Source organism: Microbacterium sp. ARD31 (assembly GCF_031844425.1).
In genome coordinates, this window is the sequence record NZ_JAUZVE010000044.1 from 31509 (window position 1) to 52435 (window position 20927).

A 20927-nucleotide genomic window follows, 5' to 3' on the forward strand; every position below is an offset into this window, starting at 1 on the left:
CGCGAGGTTAGGCCACGCCGGGCTCGGGCGTCGTGGGGCCGGTGATCCAGGCGTCGAAGAAGGCGGACAGCTCGAGACCCGTCTCCTCCTCCCAGTGGTCGTAGAGCTGCTCGCGGCTGACGGAGGCGTTGTCGTTCTCCGTGAGCCACGAGCGGGCGACCCGGAAGAACTCGTCGTCGCCGAGCTCCACGCGCAGCTCGTTCCACATCAGGCCGGGGGTGGTGTAGATGTTCGAGCCGCCGAACTGCCGCGGGTCGTAGTCGCCGGGAGGGCCGTACTCGTCGCGCAGCCCCTGGTCGGCGGCCCGGGCGCCGGCGACGCTGGCGCGCAGCGTCTGGATGTCGTGCTCGTCCTGGTAGAGCCACTGCATCAGCATCGTCATGCCCTCGTTGAGCCAGACGTCGCGCCAGTCGCTGGGCGAGACCTGGTCGCCGTACCACTGGTGCACGAGCTCGTGGGCGATCACCGCCGGCGAGAGGACGTAGTCGTTGTTGCCGAGGGTCACCATGGTCTGCGTCTCCATGGCGCTCATCGAGTCGGTGACCACCAGGCCGAGCGAGTCGAAGGGGTAGGGGCCGAGCCGCGCCTCGATCCAGTCCACCGCGGCCGCCGCACCCTGCACCTGGTCGAGGTGCTGCGCCATGCCGCGCGGCGTCCAGTAGTCGACGCGCAGGCCGGCCGTGGTCGTGTTGCTGCTGTGGGCGTAGTCGCCGATGGCGAGCGTGACGAGGTACGACGACGCCGGCTCGGTGAGCTGCCACGAGGTGGTGGTGCCGTCCTCGTCGGTGGTCAGCTCGGTGAGGTGGCCGTTGGAGACGCCGGTCCACGGGGCGGGCGCGTGCACCGTCACGTCGTAGAGCGCCTTGTCGGACGGCTGGTCGTTGACCGGGTACCAGGTGAAGGCGCCGTAGGGCTCCTGCATCGTCCAGACCTCGCCGGCCTCGGTGATCGTGAAGCCGGTGGTGGAGAAGTCACCGCGCGTCGTGGGCGCGGGCGTGGGCCGCGGGGTGCCGGCGTAGTCGACGCTGAGCCGGTAGCGCTGGTCGGCGACGATCGGTGCCTGGACCACGAGGTCCTTGCCGCGTCGGACGACGTCGACCCGCTCGCCGTCGAGAGAGACCGCGCCGACGTCCAGCGCGCGACCGAGGTCGAGCTGGAAGCGGGGCGCCCGGCGCGTGGCGCGGAAGTCGATGACCGCCTGCCCGGTCAGCTCCCGCTCGGCCGGGTCCCAGGTGAGGTCGAGGTCGTAGAGCAGCGCGTCGACGCGCGGGTCGCCGACGTCGGGGTAGACGCTGTCCTCGACGGGCGTGGAGAGCGCCAGGTCGAGGTCCTGCTCGACCGGCTCGGTGACCGGGGCCGGCGAGGTGGGCGCGACGACCTCCTCGGTGGACCCGCCGGTTGCCCCGCTGGTCGTGGCGTCGGGGGTCTCGAGCCCCTCGTCGCCACCCTGCTCGGTCGAGCAGCCGACGAGGAGGACCAGCACGGCCGCCGCGCCGAGCCGGGTGCGCAGCGCACCCGACCGGCGGGCGAGCCTCATCTGTCGCCCCGGAGCAGGGGCCGGGCGAGCTTGCGCCCGTGGTGGATCTGCGCCTTCACCGTGCCGAGCGGCGCGTCGACCAGCGCAGCGATCTCGTCGTAGGGGAGGCCGTAGACGTCGCGCAGCAGCAGCGGCTCGACGAACTGCGGGTGGTCGCGCTCGATCGTCTCCATGGCCTCGAGGAGGTCGAGGCGGGTGCCGGCGATGACGCTCGTGGTGCGCGGGTCGGGTCGGTCGTGGGCGCCGTCCTCGAAGTCGGTCGGCGTCGCGAGGTTGCGCAGTCGTCGGTACGTCGTCCGGGCGCTGTTGACCGCCACGATGTGCAGCCAGGTCGTGAAGCGGCCGCGGCCGCCCCAGCTGCCGATCTTGGTGGCGACGTTGAGCATCGCCTCCTGGCAGGCGTCCTCCGCGTCGCCGGAGTAGGGCAGCACCCCGCGGCAGATGTTCAGCACCCGCGGGCGCACCTCCGCGAGCAGCCGCTCCAGCGCGTCGCGGTCGCCCTCACGGGCGTCCCGGGCCAGTGCGTCGATCTCGTCCGGCGCCAGTGCGGCCCCGCCGTCCCCCGAATAGTCCACCCCTGCACGATAATGCCCGGGTGTCCGCTCCCTCTCGTCTCGGTCGGTACCCGGTGCGCCGTCGCATCGGGTCCGGGGCCTTCGCGACCGTCTGGCTGGCCTACGACGAGCACCTCGACTCGCCCGTGGCCATCAAGGTGCTGGCGGACAACTGGACCGGCGACCTCCACATCCGCCAGCGCTTCCTGGAGGAGGGCCGCTTCCTGCGCAAGGTCGAGTCGCCGCACGTGGTGACCGTCTACGACGCCGGCGAGCTCGCCGACGACCGCCCCTACCTCGTGATGGCGTACGCCGACCAGGGCACGCTCGCCGACCGGCTCGAGCTGTCGGCCCTCGAGCCCGCGCAGGCGCTGACAGTCATCGCCCAGGTCGGCCAGGGCCTGACCGCGCTGCACGACCGCGGCGTGCTGCACCGCGACATCAAGCCCGCCAACGTGCTGTTCCGCACGGTCGAGAACGGCCGCGGCTCCCAGGTCGTCGCCATGGTCGGCGACCTCGGCCTCGGCAAGGCGATGGACATGTCGTCGCGGCTGACGATGGTCGGTGGCACGCCGACCTACGTCGCGCCCGAGCAGGCGCTGGGCGAGGGCCTCGACCCGCGTGCCGACCAGTTCTCCCTCGCCGCGCTGAGCTACTACCTCCTCGCCGGCCGCCAGCCCTACGACCACAAGAGCCTCGCCGCGGCCGAGGACCCGGCTCCGCCGCCGCCGATGGAGATCGACAACCCCGACGCCGAGGCCGTCGTGCTGAAGGCGCTGTCCAAGGACCGCGACGACCGCTACCCCGACGTCGAGTCGTTCGTCGCCGCGCTCGTCGACTCCCTCGGCGGCGAGATGGACGAGGCGCCGCAGGCGTGGATCCCGCCCGACCCCGAGCTCACCCAGGCCGCCGGGGGGCCGGCGGGCACGGGCATCGCCGGCAGCCTGCCGCCCCTGCCCGACGCCGTACGCCGTCGCGCGTGGCCGTGGGTGGTCGCCGGCGTGCTCGCGCTGGCGATCGGTGGCGGCCTCGGGTGGAGCCTCGAGCGGGCGGCGACCACCGACCGCACCATCGACGACGCGTCCGGCACGATCTCGGTCACCGTGCCGGAGGCCTGGACCGCGCAGGTCGACCCCGAGTCGTGGACCCCGCCGGAGAGCCAGCAGGAGCAGCCCTCCATCGCCGCCGGCGTGCGCGCCGGGTGGAACACCGACGCCGAGCCCGCCGAGGGCGTCTTCGTGGGGCTCCTCGAGGGCGAGAAGCTGCCGACGCGCGTTCCCCAGCACCCGGCCTGCGAGACCGCCCGCAAGCCGGTCTTCGACGAGCGCGACGGCGACCGCTCGATGACGGTCTTCTTCAACGGGTGCCCCGGCGCCGACTACACCGTCGAGCGGGTCGTCCAGGTCAACGAGAGCCAGCTGCTGTGGGTGCAGGTGCGCAGCGCTGACCGCGCCACCGCCAACCGGGTGCTCGACTCGGTGTCGGTCTTCGCCTGAGCGAGGGGTGCCGGGGGCTGCTCAGCCGAGCTTCATCCCGGCCGCGACCCGGGCGATGAGGTCGGCCATGCCCGCGTCGTCGACCTTGCGCCCGGTGACCGCGATCTCGACCTGCGCGTTGTCGGAGCCGGTGAGGTCGAGCCAGGTGAGGTAGCCGTGCCGGAGGTGGTTGGAGGTGACGAAGGTGAAGTGCAGGAGCCCGTCGTCCTGGCTGAGGATCTCGACGTTCTCCTCGTCCTCGTCGAGCTCGGCGATCCGGTTGTCGAGGGTCCACTCGATGGAGCGCCGGTTGCTGAGCACCTGCTCGACGCGCAGGACGTAGCCGAAGTCGGGCTGGTCCGGCGGTCGCCACTGCCATTCGTTGAGCGAGTTGACGTAGAAGTTCCAGCCCTCGGGGACGGGAAGCGACATCTTGAAGTCGCCGGTGCCGACGCTCGTGCGGACCAGGTCGAGCGACGGCGCGAGCGGCACGGTCGGAGGATCGGGCAGGAGCTCCGGCACCGGGTCGACCGGCAGGCTCGGGGACTGGGCGGCCACCGGTGTCGCGGCGCCGCTGCCCGGCGGGTGCTCGGCGACGGCCAGCGAGATGCCGAAGCCGGCCGCCGTGCCCAGCAGGAGCAGCAGCCCCAGCACGAACGGGCCACGTGTCGTCACAGCCATGGATCCAACACCACTAGACGGGCCCGCCGGTCGCGCCGCGCATGCCCGCGGCCACGGTCGCGATGAGGTCCTTGCTGCCGGGGACGTCGCGCTCGCGGCCGTGCACCACGATCTCGACGTCGGCCTGCCCGCTGGCGTCGAGGTCGAGCCAGCGCATGAAGCTGTGGCGGGCGTTGCCCTCGTTGCTGCGGTAGGTGTACTCCAGCGAGCTCGCGCCGCGGTCGACGATGACCACGTCCTCCTGCTCGGCGCGCAGCCGCTCGACGCGGATGTCGATCGCGTCCTCGATGGTGATGTCCTGGCTGTCGATCTGCTCGACGCGCATCACGTAGCTGTTGTTGGACGTGCCCGGCGCCTTGAACTTCATCTCGTTGGAGGCGTTGGCGTTGGTGCGCCAGCCCCGCGGCACCGGGAAGAGGATCTCGAACTTCCCCGTGCCCATCGTCCCCGTCGTCATCGGCAGGTCCGGCTCGAGCGTCGGGTCGTCCGGGTCGGGCGTGTAGGGGCGCGGCTTCTCGACCGGGAGGTCGGGGTCCTCGAGGGGCACGGGGGCGGGCACCCCGGCGCCGATGCTGGTGTCGCGGGTCTGTGCGGACGCGGCGTAGCCGCTCCCGGCGCCGACCGCCAGGAGCACGACCAGCACTGCAGGCCCCCGCCATTCCACGAGTGCCAGCCTAGCCAACCGGCCCGGGGCCCCGCCGCGCCCGCGTCACCTCCTACGGTGGCCCCATGCTGCTGCGCAACGCCCACCTGGTGGCGGTCACCGAGCACGTCCCCGGGCTCGTCGACGTGCGGGTCCGGGACGGCAGGGTCGTCGAGGTCGGCGCCGGCCTCGACGCGGCGGGCAGCGAGACGACGTACGACGTCGACGGCGGCTGGCTGATGCCGGGCCTCTGGGACCAGCACGTGCACCTCGGCCAGTGGACCCTGGCGTCCGCGCGCCTCGACCTCGGTCCGGCGCGGTCGAGCGAGGAGGCGGTGGCGCTGGTGCGCGAGCGGCTCGGGCAGTGGCCGGACCTCCCCGTCATCGGCTGGGGCCACCGGCCGACCGCGTGGCCGGACAACCCCACGGTCTCCGCCCTCGACGCCATCGACACCGACCAGCCGATCGTCCTGATCGCGGGCGATGGTCACCACGGCTGGCTCAACACGACCGCCCTCCACATGCTCGCCCTGCCGATCCGCGACAGCGTGGTCAGCGAGGCCGAGTGGTTCCAGGCCTACGGCCGGCTCGGCGCGATGGTCGGCTCGGACGGGACGAGCCCCGAGGCCTACCGGCGCTCGATGGAGGCTGCCGCCGCGCAGGGCGTGGTCGGCGTGGTGGACCTCGAGTTCAGCGGCGGCGTCGCCGACTGGGTCGCCCGCTGGGCGGGCGGGGCCGACCTCATCCGGGTCCGGCACGCCTGCTACGCCGACGGGCTCGACGACGTGCTGGCCCGCGGGCTGCGGTCCGGCGACCCGCTCGCCGACGACCCGCGGCTGACGATGGGCCCGCTCAAGATCATCAGCGACGGCTCGCTCAACACCCGCACCGCCTGGTGCTGCGAGCCCTACGCCGAGAAGGCCGTCCCGGGCAACGAGTCGGGCCAGCCCAACCAGACGCCGGCCGAGCTCCGCGGGCTGCTCGCCCGTGCGGTGGCCGGCGGCCTCGACGTCGCCGTGCACGCCATCGGCGACCGGGCGGTCACCGAGGCGCTCGAGGCGTTCGCCGACACCGGCGCCCACGGCGGGATCGAGCACGTGCAGCTCACCACCCGCGACGACGTACGCCGGATGGCCGCGCTCGGCGTCCGCGCCAGCGTGCAGCCGGCCCACCTCATCGACGACCGCGACGTGACCGAGCGGTTGTGGCCCGGCCGCGCGGAGCGCTGCTTCCCCCTGCGCTGGATGCTCGACGACGGCGTCGACGTCGTGCTCGGCTCGGACGCGCCGGTCTCGCCCCTCGACCCCTGGCTGGCGATGGCGGCAGCCGTGCACCGCTCGGGTGACGACCGCGAGCCCTGGCACCCGGAGCAGGCGATCACGGCCAGGGAGGCACTCGCGGCGTCGACCGACGGCTGGGGCACCGTCGCGGCCGGACACCCGGCGGACCTGGTGCAGCTCGACGCCGACCCGCTCGCCGGCGCGTCCGACCGGGACCACGGCGTGGCGCTGCGCGGCTTCGCCGGGCACGTCGTGGCGACCTGGGTCGCCGGGGACGAGGTGTTCTCGCGTCGACCGTGAGCGGGGTGTGACCCGGGCCACGTAGCCAATCGCGGTGCGATGGGTAAGGTAAGCCTTACCTAACCCCTTCGTCTCGGGAGCATCGCACGTGGGCGCACCTCGGCAGCACCTCTTCCACCCGGCCAACGCCGCCGGCTACCGACAGGCCGTCGGCGCCGCCGTCGACCGCCTCGTCGACCACCTCGGCTCGACGACCGGACGCCCGCTCACCGGCGTCACGCCGCGGGAAGCGGCCACGCGCGTCGCGTCCGTCGACCTCGACCGGCCGCTCGGCGGCGGCGCCGACGCCCTCGACGAGCTGTCGCGGCTCTGGCTCGACGACGCCATCTGGTTCCACGAGCCGACGGCGGCGGCGCACCTCAACTGCCCCGTGGTCATCCCGGCGCTCGCCGCCGAGGTGTTCGTCAGCGGCGTGAACGCCAGCCTCGACACCTTCGACCAGAGCGCCGGCGCCACCTTCATCGAGCGGCACCTCGTCGACTGGACCGCCGCCCGGATCGGGTACGACGCCGGCGCCGACGGCATCTTCACCACCGGTGGCACCCAGTCCAACCTGCAGGCGCTGCTGCTGGCCCGTGACCAGACGATGAACCAGCAGGGCGCGCCCGCCGACCGCCTGCGGATCCTCGCCAGCGCCGACGGCCACTTCTCGGTCCAGAAGGCGGCCCGGATGCTCGGGCTCGGCGACGCCGCCGTGGTCCCGGTGCCCGTCGACGCCTCCCGGCGGATGGACCCTGCCGCCCTGGCGGCCGCCCTGGCCGACTGCGCCGCCGCCGGCGACGTGCCGATGGCCGTGGTGGCCACGGCCGGCACCACCGACTTCGGCGCGATCGACCCCCTTCCCGAGGTCGCCGCCCTGGCTCGCGCCTACGGCGCGTGGTTCCACGTCGACGCGGCCTACGGCGGCGGCCTGCTGGTCTCCCGGCGCCGGCGCGGCTGGCTGGACGGCATCGAGCTCTCCGACTCGGTGGCCGTCGACTACCACAAGACCTGGTTCCAGCCCGTCTCGTGCAGCGCGCTGCTCGTCCGCGACGGCGCGACGCTCGGGCACGTCACCTGGCACGCCGACTACCTCAACCCGAAGGACTCCGCCCACCCCAACCAGGTCGACAAGAGCCTGCAGACCACCCGGCGCTTCGAGGCGCTCAAGCTCTGGATGACCCTGCGGGTGATGGGGGCCGACGCGATCGGTGACCTCCTCGACACGGTGATCGACCTGACCGACGCGGTCGCCGCGGAGCTCACCGCCTGGCCGGACATCGAGGTCGCCGCCGCGCCCCAGATCAGCACGATCGTGTTCCGGTACCGGCCACCCGGTCTCGACGAGCCGGCGCTCGCCCGGCTCAACGCCGCGATCCGGGCCGAGCTCTTCGACGAGGGGCGCGCACTGGTGGCGGCCACCCGCGTCGACGGGCGCAGCCACCTCAAGCTGACCCTGCTCAACCCGGTCGCCACCGTGGCCGACGTCCTCGGCGTCGTCGAGATGGTGCGCGAGGCGGGCCGGCGGATCGCCGGGGAGCCCGCCGCCCCGTCGGCGCTGCGGAAGCCGCTGGCGGTGGCGCGATGACGACGTACGACCTGCTCGGAATCGGTGTGGGCCCCTTCAACCTCGGCCTCGCCTGCCTGGCCGACCCGATCGACGACCTCGACGCGGTCTTCCTCGACGCCGCCGACGGGTTCTCCTGGCACCCCGGGATGATGCTGCCCGGCGCGACGCTGCAGGTCCCCTTCCTGGCCGACCTGGTGACGCTCGCCGACCCGACCTCGCGCTTCTCCTACCTGGCGTTCCTCAAGGACGTCGGGCGGCTCTACCCCTTCTACATCCGGGAGAGCTTCTACCCCCTCCGCCGTGAGTACGACGACTACTGCCGGTGGGCGGCCGAGCGCCTCGACTCCGTGCGCTGGGGCGAGCGGGTCGTGACCGTCGAGCACGACGGCGAGGCCTACCTGGTGCGGTCCGCGACCGGCAGGAGCTGGCGGGCGCGCCACCTCGTGCTCGGCACCGGCACCACGCCGCGGCTGCCGTTCGACGTCGACGGCCCGGCGCTGCACTCCGCCGACTACCTCGACCGGAAGGCGTCGCTGCTCGCCAGCGGCTCGGTGACCGTGGTGGGCAGCGGGCAGAGCGCCGCCGAGGTCTACGCCGACCTGCTCGGCGAGCAGGAGGACCACGGCTTCGAGCTCACCTGGCTGACCCGTTCGCCACGGTTCTTCCCGATGGAGTACACCAAGCTCACCCTCGAGATGACCTCGCCGGAGTGGTCGGCGTACTTCCAGGCGCTGCCGGCCCGGCGACGCGCCGAGGTGCAGGCAGGGCAGGCCGCGCTCTCCAAGGGCATCAGCTCGGAGACGATCAACGCGATCTTCGACGAGCTCTACCGCCGCGAGGCGACCGGCGGCGTGGACACCACGCTGCTCACCGCGACCGAGGTGACCGGCGCCCACTGGGACGGGCACCGCTACACCCTCGACCTGCGCCACACCGAGCAGGGGACGACCGGGCGGCTCGCCACCGAGTCGCTCGTGCTCGCCACCGGCTACGCGCCGCGCGTGCCCGACTTCCTCGCGCCGGTGCGCGACCGCATCCGCTGGGACGAGCGCGGCCGGTTCCTCGCCGGTCCGACCTTCGCCGTCGACCACGCCGACGCCGAGGTCTTCGTGCAGAACGCCGAGGAGCACACGCACGGCTTCGTCGCCCCCGACCTCGGCATGGGCGCGATGCGCAGCTCGGTGATCCTCGCCCAGGTCCTCGGCCGCGAGCCGTACCCCGTCGAGAAGCGGATCGCCTTCCAGGAGTGGGGGATCCCCGACCGCTACCGCCACCCGGCGGGCGAGGAGGTCGCGGCCCGATGAGGCTCACCCTCGAACCCCTCGACCCGACCCGCGACCTCGCGCTGCTGCACGCCTGGGTGACCCACCCGCGCTCGGTCTTCTGGGGCATGCAGGACGCCACGCCGGAGCACGTGCACGAGGAGTACGCCCGGATCGCCGACGACCCGCACCACGACGCGCTCCTCGGCCGCGCCGACGGGGACCCGGCCTTCCTGATGGAGCGCTACGACCCCGCGCACTCGCCGCTGGCCGGGCTGCCCGAGCTGCGGCCCGGCGACGTGGGCATGCACGTCCTCGTCGCCCCCACCGACCGCCCGGTCCACGGCTTCACCGCGGCGGTGGTGCGGCGGGTGATGCAGGAGTGCTTCGCCGACCCGGCCGTGCGGCGCGTGGTCGTCGAGCCCGACGTGCGCAACGACCGCATCGCCGCCCTCAACGCCGCCGCCGGCTTCCTCGTCGCGCGGACCGTCGACCTGCCCGACAAGACCGCGGCGCTGAGCTTCTGCAGCCGCGCGGCCTTCACCGCATCCGCCCTCGGAGGAGCAGCATGACCGACCACGCCACGACCCACCCGATGACGGACCTGACCGCCCACCTGACCCCCGGCGCGATGGCGCGCGCCCACCGCCACCTGGTCGCCAAGGCGATCGCCGAGCTGAGCCACGAGCGGCTGCTCGCCCCCGTCGAGGCCGGCGACGGGTGGCGGCTCGACCTCGGCGGGTCGACCTGGACGTTCACCGCACGACGGCACCCGCTCGAGCACTGGACCGTCGACGCGGGGTCGGTGCGTCGTACGGTCGCGGGGGAGCCCGCACCCGTCGACGCCCAGGACTTCGTGGTCGACTGCTTCGACGCCCTCGGCATCCCCGACCACCTGCTGGCGGTCTACCTCGAGGAGGTCGCGGCCACCCTCGCGTCCGCCGCGTGGAAGCTCACCCACCACACCCTGTCCTCGGCCGACCTCGTCCACGCCGACCACCAGACCATCGAGGCCGCGATGACCGAGGGCCACCCCGGCTTCGTCGCCAACAACGGCCGCATCGGCTTCGGCGCCGACGACCACCCGGCCTTCGCGCCCGAGGCGGGCGCGGACGTGCGCCTGTGGTGGGTCGCCGTGCGCCGCGACGAGGCGCAGCTCTCGCTCTCGGACGGCCGGACCGAGGAGCAGCACTACCTCGAGGAGCTCGGCGAGGAGGTGCTCGTCGACTTCGAGAAGCGGCTGCGCGACCTCGGGCTCGACCCCGCCGACCACCTCTACCTGCCCGTCCACCCGTGGCAGTGGACCAACCGGCTCGCGATCACCTTCGCCCCCGACGTCGCCCGGCAGGCCATCGTGCCGCTGGGCGAGGGACCCGGTGCCCACCGCGCGCAGCAGTCCATCCGGACGTTCTTCCCCGTCGACCACCCCGAGCGCTCCTACGTGAAGGTCGCGCTCGCGGTGCAGAACATGGGGTTCCTGCGCGGGCTGTCGCCGGCCTACATGGCCGCCACCCCGGCGATCAACGACTGGGTGGCCGAGCTGGTCGCGGGTGACGACGAGCTGGTCTCGCTCGGCTTCACCGTGCTCAGGGAGCACGCCGCGATCGGCTGGACCGGTGATGCCTACCACCGGATCCCGGTCGCGTCTCCCTACCGCAAGATGGTCGCCGCGCTCTGGCGCGAGAGCCCGGTGCCGCACCTGGCGGAGGGCGAGCGGCTGGCCACGATGGCGTCGCTGCTGCACCGCGACGCGTCCGGCGTGCCCCTGGTCGGCGAGCTCATCGGGGCCTCGGGCCTCGATGCGGCGACGTGGGTGGCGCGCTACCTCCGTGCCTACCTGCGGCCCGTCGTGCACTGCCTGCTCGCCCACGACCTCGCCTTCATGCCGCACGGCGAGAACCTCCTGATGGTGCTGCGCGACCACGTGCCGACGCGGATGGTCATGAAGGACATCGGCGAGGAGGTGGCCGTCCTCACCGACCGGCCGCTGCCGGAGGCGGTCGCCCGGATCCGCGCCGTCGTCACGCCCGACCTGGCCGCGCTGGCGGTGCACACCGACGTCTTCGACGGCTTCCTGCGCCACCTCGGCGCCCTCCTCGACGAGTCCGGCCTGCTGCCCGACGACGACTTCTGGGCCCTGGTGCACGACTGCATCGCCGACCACGCCGCCGACCACCCGGAGCTCGCCCCCGCCGTGGCGACGTACGACCTGCTCCGCGAGGAGTTCGCGCACAGCTGCCTCAACCGCCTCCAGCTGCGCAACACCCTCCAGATGGTCGACCTCGCCGACCAGGCCGAGTCGCTGATCTTCGCCGGCACCCTCCGCAACCCGGCCGCACGCCGGTGAGCGTCCACCGGGACCGGTACGGCGTCCCGCACGTCCGCGCCCGCCGACTCCACGACCTCGCCTTCGAGCAGGGGCGGGTGACCGCCCATGACCGGGCCTGGCAGCTGGAGGTCGAGCGGCTGCGGGGCGAGGCCCGCGTCGGTGCGCTCGGCGGGTCGGGTGCCTGGGACGCGCTCGCCCGCGACCTCGACATCGAGGGCACGGCCCGTCGCGGGCTCGACGCGCTCGACCCGGAGTCGCAGGCGTTCTTCGCGGCGTACGTCGACGGGGTGCGGGCCGGCTTCGCCGACGGTGCCACGTCCCCCGAGCTGGCCGCCCACCCCGCCCCGGGCTCGTGGCAGCCGTGGACGCCCCTGGCGGTCTTCCTCGTCCAGCACGTCCTCTTCGCAGGGTTCCCGACGAAGCTCTGGGCAGCGTCGGTCGGGCCTGGTCTCGACCCCCGGCTGGCCGGGCTGCTCGGCGTCGGCGAGCCGCCGCACGGCAGCAACGCGTTCGCGGTCGGCGGCGCGCGCACGGCGTCCGGGTCGCCGCTCATCGGCGCCGACCCGCACCGGGTCTTCGAGTCGCCGGGGATCTACCAGCAGGTCGGGCTCGCGTGCGACGAGGTCGACGTCGTCGGGCTGGCCTTCCCCGGCGTGCCCGGCGTGCAGCACTTCGGCCACACCGGGCACGTCGCGTGGGCCGTCACCAACGCGATGGCCGACTACCAGGACGTGGACGTGGTCGACGGCCGCCTGGTGGTCCGGACGCCGACGGCCGAGCTGGGCGACACCGGGCTCTGCGCCGTGCTGCCGCTCCTCCGGGCCCGCTCGGTCGCCGACGTCGACGCGGCGCTCGAGCACTGGGTGGAACCGGTCAACAACGTCCTCGTCGCCGACACGTCCGGACGGGTGCTCCACCGCGTCGCCGGCCGGGTGCCGGTCCGCGAGGGCGGGGAGTGGACCGGTTGGGCCGAGCTGCCCCGGACCGAGGTCGCACCGTCGGACGTGGCCGTGACGGCGAACGACCGCACGGACGAGCGCTGGGACGTGCTGTCCGACCGCTTCGCCCCCTCCTGGCGCCGCGACCGGATCGCCGCGCTCCTGCAGGAGGGCCACGTCGACGTCGCGGCCGCGACGTCGGTCGTCACCGACGTGCTCGACACCTCGGGCGGTGCGCTGCTCGCGCTGCTGCGGGGCCTCGGCGACCTCCCGGACCCGAGCCGCCGGATCGTCGCGCAGCTGGAGGACTGGGACGGAGCGATGTCCGCCGGCTCCACGACCGCCGGGACGTACGCCGCCGTGCGCGACGCGCTCGTCGCCGCGCTCGTCGCGCACCCGGTCCTCGCGTCGGCCCGGGCGGCGACGCCACCGGTCCACGCCGAGGTGCTGGTGCCGTGGTGGCACCTCCCCAGCCGGGTGGCCCGCGTCCTGCCCGACCTGCTCGCCGCGCCGCCTCCCGGGCTCGACCTGGCGGCGCTCGCGGCCGACGCGCTGGCGCAGGTCGCGGCCCTGCCGCCGCAGACCTGGGGCGAGCGCCACCGGTTCGCGCCGTGCCACGCCCTGGCCGACCTCGGCCTCGACCCGTCGCCGTACCTCCCGGCCGTCACCGGCCAGGGGCTCGACGGCGACACCGAGTGCGTGGCCTCCACCCGGTGGATCCCCGGCACCGACGCCTGCACCACCGGTCCGATCGCCCGCCTCGTGTGGGACCTCGCCGACCGGTCGAGCAGCCGCTGGGCGGTCCCGCTCGGTGCTCGCGGCATCCCGGGCGACGCGCACCACGACGACCAGTTCCCCGCCTGGAAGGACGGCACCTTGCTCCCCGTCACCGCCACCTTCGCCCTCCGCCGCGTGGCCCCCGACGCTGACGCCCCGCTGCTGCACGGGTGGTTCACCGAGCCGCGTGCGGCCTTCTGGGGCATGGGCGCGCGCACGGTCGAGGAGGTCGCCGGCATCTACGGCTGGATCGACGAGCAGGACCACCTCACGGCCTCGTTCGTGCTCCTCGGCGACCGCCCCGTTGCGCTCGTGCAGACCTACGACCCGTTCGTCGACGAGATCGGCGAGCACTACGACCGGCAGCCCGGTGACCTCGGCGTGCACCTCTTCCTCGCCAACGACGCGGCCCGCGCCGGGCGCACGCCCGAGCTGGTGCAGTTCCTCCTGGGCCACGTCTTCGCTGACCCCCGGGTGTGCCGCGTCGTCCTCGAGCCCGACGTCGCCAACCACAAGTCCGTCGCGCTGCTGCAGCGGCTGGGAGCCGAGCTCGGCCCGGTCACCGAGATCCCCGCCCCGATGCCCGACCTCCCGCCGAAGACGGCGCAGCTCGCGTTCCTGCCCCGGCCCGAGGCTGCTGGGTCCTGAGGCGCCCGCTCAGGCCAGCGCGAGGGTGGCGTCGAGCACGAAGGCCGGGTCCTCCAGCCGGTCGCCGTACACCTCGCGGAGCTGGCCGACGCGGTAGCGCACGGTCTGGGCGTGGACGAAGAGCTCCTCGGCCACCGCGTCGCGGCGGCCGTGGTGCAGGAGCCAGCTGCGGAGGGTGTCGGTGAGCTTCTCGGCGGTGGAGGGCCGCAGGTCGGCCAGCGGCGCGAGCACCCGGGCTCGCAGGTCGGCGCGGGCCTCGGCGTCGGCGGCCAGCACGAGCGCCGCGAGGTGCTCGTCGGAGTCGACCAGGCCCTCGAGCCCCAGCGCGGTGCATCGCAGGGCCCGGCGGTACGACGCCGACGCCTCCAACCACGTCGTGCTGGGGCCGACCACGGCGTCGGTGCCCCTGAGCGCGCGCAGCAACGAGCGCCGCGCGGTGGCCGAGCCGGTGCTCGGGACGAGCAGCGAGGCGTGGCCCTCCGGCAGCCCGGGGACGTCGTCGGTGGGCTGGAGCGTCCGTGGGTCGAGCGCGGTCAGGGCGTGGGAGACCTGCGACTCCGGCAACACGACGGCGGTCAGCGCGCCGGGCGGCTCCCAGTCGGCGCGCTCGGCGGCCGCGTTGACGGCGTCGACCGGGGCACCGGTGAGCAGCGCCCGCGCGAGCCGCTCCAGGTTGCGCTGCCGGACCCGGCCGCTGCTCTCGAGCTCGTCGGTGTGCCCGGCCACGGAGGCGGCCGAGAGCTCGTCGATGTAGGCGAAGACCAGCTCGGCGAACCGGGCCAGCTGCTCGGCGTCGATCCCGGCGTGGACCGCGGCGTCGGCCATGTCGCGCCACGACGTGCGCGCGCCGACGCGGTAGGCGGCGAGGAGCGCCTCGACGGTCCGGCCGCTGCGGGCCTCGCCGCGGCCGAGCTGGTAGGCGCCCTCGATCGCCGGCGCCTTGGGGGGCGTCTTGCCGTGCTGGCGGGTGGCGAGGGTGAGGAAGCCGCCGAGCGCGAGCTGGACCGCGTTGCGGATCACCTCGCCCATCCGGCCGCTGAACGCGCCGGCATAGCTGGGCACCTCGTCGATGATGGTGAGCACGACGCGGTCGGCGACTTCTGCCAGCCGGGCGCGCAGCGCCTCGGCCACCTCGGGGTCGAGGCCGACCACCGTCTGCATTTGTGTGGCACCGCGCACAGGGCGTGTGGACATCGGGCCTCCCGGTCGGTCTTTTGTTCGCGACGAACAAGAGTCTAGCCCCGATTCACGTGCGAGGGGCAGGAAGATCCGCGCCGGATCCGCGACATTTGATGACATGAGCACGACTCTCGAGCCGCCCGTGCGTGGCGCCCGCGTCCGCGACCACCTGGTCCGCGTCGCCGAGGCTGCCACCACGCCGTACCTCCCGGCCGACTTCATGGACCTCTTCGCGCCGCTGCGCTCCGGCGCGGACCTGCGCGGGCGCATCGAGTCCGTGCACCCCGAGACCGCCGACGCCGCGACCATCGTGATCCGCCCCGGCGCCGACTGGGCCGGCCACGTGCCCGGCCAGTACCTCCGCATCGGCATCGACGTCGACGGCGTCCGCCAGTGGCGCGCCTACTCCCTGACCCACGGCCCGCGGCGCGACGGCCGGATCTCCATCACCGTCAAGGCCGTGCCCGACGGCCTGGTCAGCAACCACCTCGTCCACGAGGCGCGTCCCGGCACCCTGGTCCACCTCGAGCAGGCGGCCGGCGAGTTCGTGCTGCCGCCCGCGGGTGGCAAGTTCCTCATGGTCACCGCCGGCTCGGGCATCACCCCGGTCATCGGGATGCTGCGCAACCTCTTCCCGAGCACCGACGAGGGCGTCCTGCGGCCGTTGCGCAGCGCCGACCACGACATCGTCGTGGTGCACGTCGCGCCGAGCCACCCCGACTCGATCTTCATCCGCGACCTCGAGGCCCTCGACGCCGCGGGCGCGATCCGCCTCGTCGCGCGGTACGACGACGAGCACGGCGTCCTCGACGTCGCCGACCTCGCCGACCTGGTCCCCGACCTCGCCGAGCGCCAGACCCTCGCCTGCGGGCCGGCCGGCCTCCTCGACGCCCTTGCCGACCACCACGAGGCCGCGGGCCTGACCCTCACCACCGAGCAGTTCCGGACCGCGCGCGTCGAGCCCGGCGACGGCGGCACGGTCACCTTCTCCTCCGGCACCACCCTCGAGCTCGACGGCGCCACGCCGATCCTCGACGCGGCCGAGGAGGCCGGGATGCTGATGCCGAGCGGCTGCCGGATGGGCATCTGCATGGGCTGCGTGATCCCGCTGCGCGAGGGCAGCGTCCGCGACCTCCGCAACGGCGCCATCACCACCGCCGTCCCCGGCGAGACCGGCGAGATCAAGGTGCAGACCTGCATCAACGCCGCCGCCGGCCCCTGCCACATCGACCACTGACGCCCACCGACCCCACCGAGTGGTTTCGAGGCCCGCTCCGCTCGCACCTCAACCACCAGAGCCTGGAAGGACATCCGAGATGACCACCGTGCAGAAGAAGGCCGTGCTCGGCCAGACCAACCCGATCGCCCACCTCACCGAGGCCGACATCGAGCAGATCGGCATCGAGCTCGACGCCATCCGCCAGGAGGTGCTCGACACCCGCGGCGCCAAGGACGCGGCCTACATCCGCCGCGTCATCGACACCCAGCGCAAGATCGAGCTCGGCTCGCGGGCGGTGCTGCTCTTCAGCGCCTTCCCGCCGGCCTGGATCCTCGGCACCGCGGGCCTGAGCATCTCCAAGATCCTCGACAACATGGAGATCGGCCACAACATCCTCCACGGGCAGTGGGACTGGATGCGCGACCCGAAGATCCACTCGTCCACCTGGGAGTGGGACATGGCCTCGCCGGCCGAGCAGTGGAAGCACAGCCACAACGAGCTGCACCACACCTACACCAACGTCATCGGCAAGGACAACGACCTCGGCTACGGCATCATGCGCGTGGACGAGGACCAGGCGTGGACGCCCGCCTCCTTGGCCCAGCCGCTCTTCTGCTTCATCAACGCCGTGTTCTTCGAGTACGGCATCGCCGCCTACGACCTCGAGCTCGGCGCGGTCATCAAGAAGAAGCAGACCAAGGACCCCGAGTTCCGCCGTCGCGCCAAGGCGGTCCTGGGCAAGATCCGCAAGCAGGCCACCAAGGACTACGTCGTCCACCCGCTGCTCTCCCTGCCGACCGGCTCCTTCCTGCCGACCCTCGCCGCGAACTTCACCGCCAACGTGGTGCGCAACCTGTGGTCCAACTCGGTCATCCTCTGCGGCCACTTCCCTGAGGGCGTCGAGACCTTCGAGAAGCGTTCGATCGACGGTGAGACCAAGGGCGAGTGGTACGTCCGGCAGATGCTCGGCAGCGCCAACATCTCCGGCTCGAAGTTCCTCCACCTGATGACCGGCAACCTGTCGCACCAGATCGAGCACCACCTCTTCCCGGACCTGCCGTCCAACCGCTACGCCGAGATCGCGCCGAAGGTGAAGGCGCTCTTCGACAAGTACGACCTCACCTACTGCGCGCGCCCGATGCCGCAGCAGGTCTACTCGGCCTGGCACAAGGTCGTCCGGCTCTCCCTCCCCAACGGCTGGCTCGCCACCACCAACGCGAAGAACGCCCCGCAGCAGCTGGCCGTCCTCTACAAGATGGCCACCGGCGACCGGCGTACGCGCCGCCTGCTCGGCCGCAAGCTCGAGAGCGAGGCGCGCGCCGCCGCTGCCTGACGCACTTTTCCCGGATCCGTAGTCCTGCGGATGTATCAGGACGGCTGCTCGCGCATCCTTGATGTCGACACCGCGCCAGGCTCGGGGGTGCCTGGCGCGGGTGTCACGGGGGAAACATCCGGGGGATCACAGGGGAGAGAGATGGACGTGCGCACGCAGAGCAGGATCGCGACCGTGGGGGCGGTCCGATGATCCGCGTCGGCCCGGTGGGGCGGGCCGGCCAGGAGGGCACCGGTCGGGTCGTGGTCTACGCGCCACGTCCGAGGGGGTCGGTGGCCGACGAGGTGCCGGCTTTCCCGGCAGCCTGAGCAGCCTGCGGCTCGAGCGCACGTCAGCTCGTCGATGAGGGACGGTCCTGGTCTGGACCGTCCCTCAAGACTTTTCGCAGGCTTCGTCCAGCCCGTTCCCGAGCGGCGGGTCGCGCTCCTAACGTGGCCCCCGGGCGATCCGTGGGGGGTCGCCCGGTGGTGGGGACCAGAGGGGGTTCGCTCATGGGCGAGCACAGGATGGACACGTCGGAGATCGCCGGTCGGCTCGCCGAGCTCGAACGGGTCACGGGGGGACTGCTCCCTCGGCGTGAGCCCGAGGTGGTCGTGATCCCTGAGGCGGCGCGCCCTCTGATTCCCGTCCCCCGCCGGTCGCGGGTCTTCCTGCGACACGGCGAGGGGCACGGCGCGTTCGCGGACTTCACCGTGACCGCGCCGCACATCCGCCACGTCACCGACTGAGCCCGGCCGCCCGGGCCGGCGCCGTGGCGCCTCCCGGATCGGGGCCGCCTGCTGACCTAGAGTCTGCCGGTGGTCTGGGTGGTGGGGGTGCTGCTGCTCGCCTGGTTGGCGTGGGGCCCGGCCGTCCTGGTCGTCGCTGCAGCTGCGCTCGGCGTGCCACGCCTGCGCTGGTGGGTGCAGGACCACCTGCAGGTCAGCCGGCAGGTCGCCGTCCGCACGGTCGGCGCGGTGGCCGTCCTGGTCGCCGCCGTGGTCGTCGTGCCAGACGGCTGGCTGCCGATCCCGCCCGCCCCCGGCGTCCTCGCCGCGCCGTCGTACGTCGGTCGCCCGGCGACCCCGCAGGCCGTCGCCGCCGAGCTGCCGACCAACCCGCAGCTCGCCGCACCCGCGTCTGGCCGCGCCGGTCCGCTGGGCCTCCAGCCCCACGTCGAGACGGCGTGGTTCGGGCTCCAGCACTGCGGTCGGATCGAGGTCACCTCGGCCGACGGGTTAGTCGCGCTCTGCGACGACCGGTCCGGCCCGAGCCTGCGCCTGGTCGACGCCGACTCGATGCGTCCGCGGGCGACCAAGGAGCTGCCGGCGGGCGACGACCGCTCCGCCTGCCCGGGTGGTGCGGCCTACCTCGACGCGCAGGACCGGGTGGTCGTGGCGACCACCGACCGCAGCGTGCTCGCAGTCAGCACCGTGACGGCCGAGGGCGGGCTCGGTCTGCGCACGGACTCGACCTGGGACCTCAAGCCCTTCGTGCCCTTCGGTGACTGCGTCGTCGCGGTCGCGCCCGACTGGTCCGGCCGGGTGTGGTGGGCCTCGCGCGACGGTCTGGTCGGCACGATCGCACCCGGCTCCGGCGACGTGGGCCTGCTCGACCTCGACGAGGAGGTGCAGCACGGCTTCGCCGCCGACCCCGACGGTGGCGTGCTCCTGGCCACGACCGAGGCCGTGCACCGCCTCTCCGCCGGACCGGACGGCGCACCGCAGGTCGCCTGGACCGCAGTGACCGAGCAGCCGTCCGGCACCGCACCCGTCCTGGTCGACGGCGGAGCGGTCGCGGTCACCGACACGACCGAGGAGCAGCTCGCGGTGGTGTTCCTGCGGCGCGGCACTGGTGAGGAGGTCTGCCGCCAGCCGGTCTTCGAGAAGGGCAAGGGTGCCGTCGACGCGGACCTGGCGCCGGTGGGTGCCGGCGTCGTGGTGGCCAACGACCACGACTACTCCTCGCCGCGCAGCACGCTCCTCGGCTTCACCAGCACCCCCGGGATCGCGCGGGTGGACCTCGTCGACGGAGCCTGCGCCGAGCGGTGGACCAGCGACCAGGTCGCGCCCGGCTCCGGTGTCGCGGCGAGCTGGCCCAACGGGCTGGTCTACGCCTGGACCAAGCGCCCCTCGCTGCTCGGGGTCAGCGCCTGGTACGTCACCGGCCTCGACGTGCAGACCGGCCGCAGCATGTGGGGCGTGCGGGCCGGCACGGGCCTGCTGGCCGGCGGCGACGGCGCCCGTCCGGCCATCGGTCCAGGCGGTTCGCTCTGGATGGGCACGCTGGCCGGCCTGGTGCGGGTGACCGACCGAGGCTAAGGGGCGCTAGGGCGTGACGCCCATCGACGCGAGCACCCGCTCGCCGAGCGCGGTGTCGCCGGTGACCCGTACGCCGCCCGGCGCGGCCGGCCGACGCCCCCCGGCCAGCACGACGAAGGTCTCCCGGTCCGTGGCGAGGGTGACCGTGGGATCGCCGTCGTCCGGACCTCCCGGCCGACCGCGGCCGTCCTCGCCGACCACGGCCGTCACCGGCTCGTGCCCCGCCACCTCGAGGCGTACGACGCTGCCCACCGGTGCCTGCGCGCGCTTGGCGACCACGTAGGGCAGGCTCTCCATGAGGTAGTCGGCGCTGTGCCGTGCCGGCGCCGAGTCGAGGTTCCCGGGCAGGTCCAGGGCACGTCGTACGTCCTGCTCGTGCATCCACACGTCGAGCGGACGGTTGCGCAGCAGCAGCCCCGTCGTCCAGCCGATCGCCCCGAAGGCGCCGGGTGCGGGCGCCGAGGGATCGGTCGGCGGGTCCGCGAGCAGCTGGGTGTGCCGGGCGGTGGTCGACTCCCGGATCTCGCTGATGAGGGCGTCGGGCGTGTGGCGGCGGCGGGCGACGACGCCCTGCTCGGTGAACCGGCCCATCATCCCGCGGGCGTGCGGGGCCTCACCGACCTCGACGTCGTCGTGCGGCCGGCCGGCGAGCAGGGCCTCGAGGTGGGCAGTGTGCGCGGCGACCGCGTGGACGTCCCAGCCGGGCAGGTCGGTCTGCGTCCCCCACTGGTCGTCGCCGACGTGCTCGAGCAGGCGCGTGAAGGAGTCGACCGCCTCCCACCAGACGGCGACGAGGGCGCGCAGCCGCTCGGCATCGGTCGCGCTCGAGGTCACGGGTGACGTCATGGACCAGAGGGTAGGCCCACCCCTGGGTAGGTGGGGCGAGGGACAGGTCCGGGTGGTTTCTCGTCGTTCGCCCACGC

General features: G+C 73.6%; 17 protein-coding genes. 11 read left to right on the forward strand and 6 right to left on the reverse strand.

The features are described 5' to 3' along the window. Window positions 1-7: 7 nt before the first annotated feature. On the reverse strand, window positions 8-1537 hold the full coding sequence (locus Q9S36_RS41970) for a M1 family metallopeptidase (RefSeq protein ID WP_311290700.1): 1530 nt from the start codon (window positions 1535-1537) through the stop codon (window positions 8-10). Further along, window positions 1534-2112 (reverse strand): RNA polymerase sigma factor, encoded by a 579-nt coding sequence (locus Q9S36_RS41975; protein ID WP_311290701.1) that lies wholly within the window; start codon window positions 2110-2112, stop codon window positions 1534-1536. The genes Q9S36_RS41970 and Q9S36_RS41975 overlap by 4 nt, the downstream gene beginning before the upstream one ends. 20 nt (window positions 2113-2132) lie before the next feature. Between Q9S36_RS41975 and Q9S36_RS41980 the strand changes: the two genes are divergently transcribed. Continuing rightward, entirely contained in the window at window positions 2133-3587 is a 1455-nt protein-coding gene (locus Q9S36_RS41980) for a serine/threonine-protein kinase (protein WP_311290702.1), read from the forward strand. A gap of 21 nt (window positions 3588-3608) precedes the next feature. Here the strand turns inward: Q9S36_RS41980 and Q9S36_RS41985 are convergent, their stop codons facing one another. Both Q9S36_RS41985 and Q9S36_RS41990 read right to left on the reverse strand, forming a co-directional pair. Next, on the reverse strand, window positions 3609-4247 hold the full coding sequence (locus Q9S36_RS41985) for a hypothetical protein (RefSeq protein ID WP_311290703.1): 639 nt from the start codon (window positions 4245-4247) through the stop codon (window positions 3609-3611). Between the two features lie 13 nt (window positions 4248-4260). Continuing rightward, entirely contained in the window at window positions 4261-4911 is a 651-nt protein-coding gene (locus Q9S36_RS41990) for a hypothetical protein (RefSeq protein ID WP_311290704.1), read from the reverse strand. 65 nt (window positions 4912-4976) lie between these two features. Between Q9S36_RS41990 and Q9S36_RS41995 the strand changes: the two genes are divergently transcribed. From Q9S36_RS41995 to Q9S36_RS42020, 6 genes are all read left to right on the forward strand, one after another. Further along, window positions 4977-6470 (forward strand): amidohydrolase, encoded by a 1494-nt coding sequence (locus Q9S36_RS41995; protein WP_311290705.1) that lies wholly within the window; start codon window positions 4977-4979, stop codon window positions 6468-6470. An 88-nt stretch (window positions 6471-6558) separates the two neighbouring features. Next, on the forward strand, window positions 6559-8037 hold the full coding sequence (locus tag Q9S36_RS42000) for an aspartate aminotransferase family protein (RefSeq protein ID WP_311290706.1): 1479 nt from the start codon (window positions 6559-6561) through the stop codon (window positions 8035-8037). Then, complete coding sequence (locus tag Q9S36_RS42005; protein WP_311290707.1) at window positions 8034-9323, forward strand: SidA/IucD/PvdA family monooxygenase; 1290 nt, start codon at window positions 8034-8036, stop codon at window positions 9321-9323. The genes Q9S36_RS42000 and Q9S36_RS42005 overlap by 4 nt, the downstream gene beginning before the upstream one ends. Then, the gene (locus tag Q9S36_RS42010; protein WP_311290708.1) at window positions 9320-9853 is read left to right on the forward strand and encodes a GNAT family N-acetyltransferase; all 534 of its coding nucleotides are present in this window, start codon (window positions 9320-9322) and stop codon (window positions 9851-9853) included. Before Q9S36_RS42005 ends, Q9S36_RS42010 begins: the two co-directional genes overlap by 4 nt. Further along, entirely contained in the window at window positions 9850-11628 is a 1779-nt protein-coding gene (locus tag Q9S36_RS42015) for an IucA/IucC family protein (protein ID WP_311290709.1), read from the forward strand. Before Q9S36_RS42010 ends, Q9S36_RS42015 begins: the two co-directional genes overlap by 4 nt. Beyond that, a complete protein-coding gene (locus Q9S36_RS42020) occupies window positions 11625-13973 on the forward strand; it encodes a GNAT family N-acetyltransferase (protein ID WP_311290710.1) in 2349 nt (782 codons plus the stop codon). Before Q9S36_RS42015 ends, Q9S36_RS42020 begins: the two co-directional genes overlap by 4 nt. Window positions 13974-13982: 9 nt before the next feature. On the opposite strand, the gene Q9S36_RS42025 is transcribed toward Q9S36_RS42020, so the two are convergent. Continuing rightward, window positions 13983-15167 (reverse strand): helix-turn-helix domain-containing protein, encoded by a 1185-nt coding sequence (locus tag Q9S36_RS42025; RefSeq protein WP_311290711.1) that lies wholly within the window; start codon window positions 15165-15167, stop codon window positions 13983-13985. 103 nt (window positions 15168-15270) lie between these two features. On the opposite strand from Q9S36_RS42025, the gene Q9S36_RS42030 reads away from it, so the two are divergent. From Q9S36_RS42030 to Q9S36_RS42045, 4 genes are all read left to right on the forward strand, one after another. Then, a complete protein-coding gene (locus Q9S36_RS42030; RefSeq protein WP_311290712.1) occupies window positions 15271-16389 on the forward strand; it encodes a ferredoxin reductase in 1119 nt (372 codons plus the stop codon). Between the two features lie 79 nt (window positions 16390-16468). Beyond that, window positions 16469-17704 (forward strand): acyl-CoA desaturase, encoded by a 1236-nt coding sequence (locus Q9S36_RS42035; protein WP_311290713.1) that lies wholly within the window; start codon window positions 16469-16471, stop codon window positions 17702-17704. 491 nt (window positions 17705-18195) lie between these two features. Further along, window positions 18196-18432 (forward strand): hypothetical protein, encoded by a 237-nt coding sequence (locus Q9S36_RS42040; RefSeq protein ID WP_311290714.1) that lies wholly within the window; start codon window positions 18196-18198, stop codon window positions 18430-18432. A 69-nt stretch (window positions 18433-18501) separates the two neighbouring features. Continuing rightward, a complete protein-coding gene (locus Q9S36_RS42045) occupies window positions 18502-20004 on the forward strand; it encodes a hypothetical protein (protein ID WP_311290715.1) in 1503 nt (500 codons plus the stop codon). A gap of 6 nt (window positions 20005-20010) precedes the next feature. On the opposite strand, the gene Q9S36_RS42050 is transcribed toward Q9S36_RS42045, so the two are convergent. Further along, on the reverse strand, window positions 20011-20850 hold the full coding sequence (locus Q9S36_RS42050; protein WP_311290716.1) for a maleylpyruvate isomerase family mycothiol-dependent enzyme: 840 nt from the start codon (window positions 20848-20850) through the stop codon (window positions 20011-20013). Window positions 20851-20927 lie beyond the last annotated feature (77 nt).

Coding starts and splice junctions, on each gene's coding strand:
- Q9S36_RS41995 (WP_311290705.1), top strand. CDS start 4,977: ATGCTGCTGCGCAACGCCCACCTGGTGGCGGTCACCGAGCACGTCCCC.
- Q9S36_RS42030 (WP_311290712.1), top strand. CDS start 15,271: ATGAGCACGACTCTCGAGCCGCCCGTGCGTGGCGCCCGCGTCCGCGAC.
- Q9S36_RS42040 (WP_311290714.1), top strand. CDS start 18,196: ATGGGCGAGCACAGGATGGACACGTCGGAGATCGCCGGTCGGCTCGCC.
- Q9S36_RS42005 (WP_311290707.1), top strand. CDS start 8,034: ATGACGACGTACGACCTGCTCGGAATCGGTGTGGGCCCCTTCAACCTC.
- Q9S36_RS42025 (WP_311290711.1), bottom strand. CDS start 15,167: ATGTCCACACGCCCTGTGCGCGGTGCCACACAAATGCAGACGGTGGTC.
- Q9S36_RS41985 (WP_311290703.1), bottom strand. CDS start 4,247: ATGGCTGTGACGACACGTGGCCCGTTCGTGCTGGGGCTGCTGCTCCTG.
- Q9S36_RS42010 (WP_311290708.1), top strand. CDS start 9,320: ATGAGGCTCACCCTCGAACCCCTCGACCCGACCCGCGACCTCGCGCTG.
- Q9S36_RS42035 (WP_311290713.1), top strand. CDS start 16,469: ATGACCACCGTGCAGAAGAAGGCCGTGCTCGGCCAGACCAACCCGATC.
- Q9S36_RS42050 (WP_311290716.1), bottom strand. CDS start 20,850: ATGACGTCACCCGTGACCTCGAGCGCGACCGATGCCGAGCGGCTGCGC.
- Q9S36_RS41970 (WP_311290700.1), bottom strand. CDS start 1,537: ATGAGGCTCGCCCGCCGGTCGGGTGCGCTGCGCACCCGGCTCGGCGCG.
- Q9S36_RS42015 (WP_311290709.1), top strand. CDS start 9,850: ATGACCGACCACGCCACGACCCACCCGATGACGGACCTGACCGCCCAC.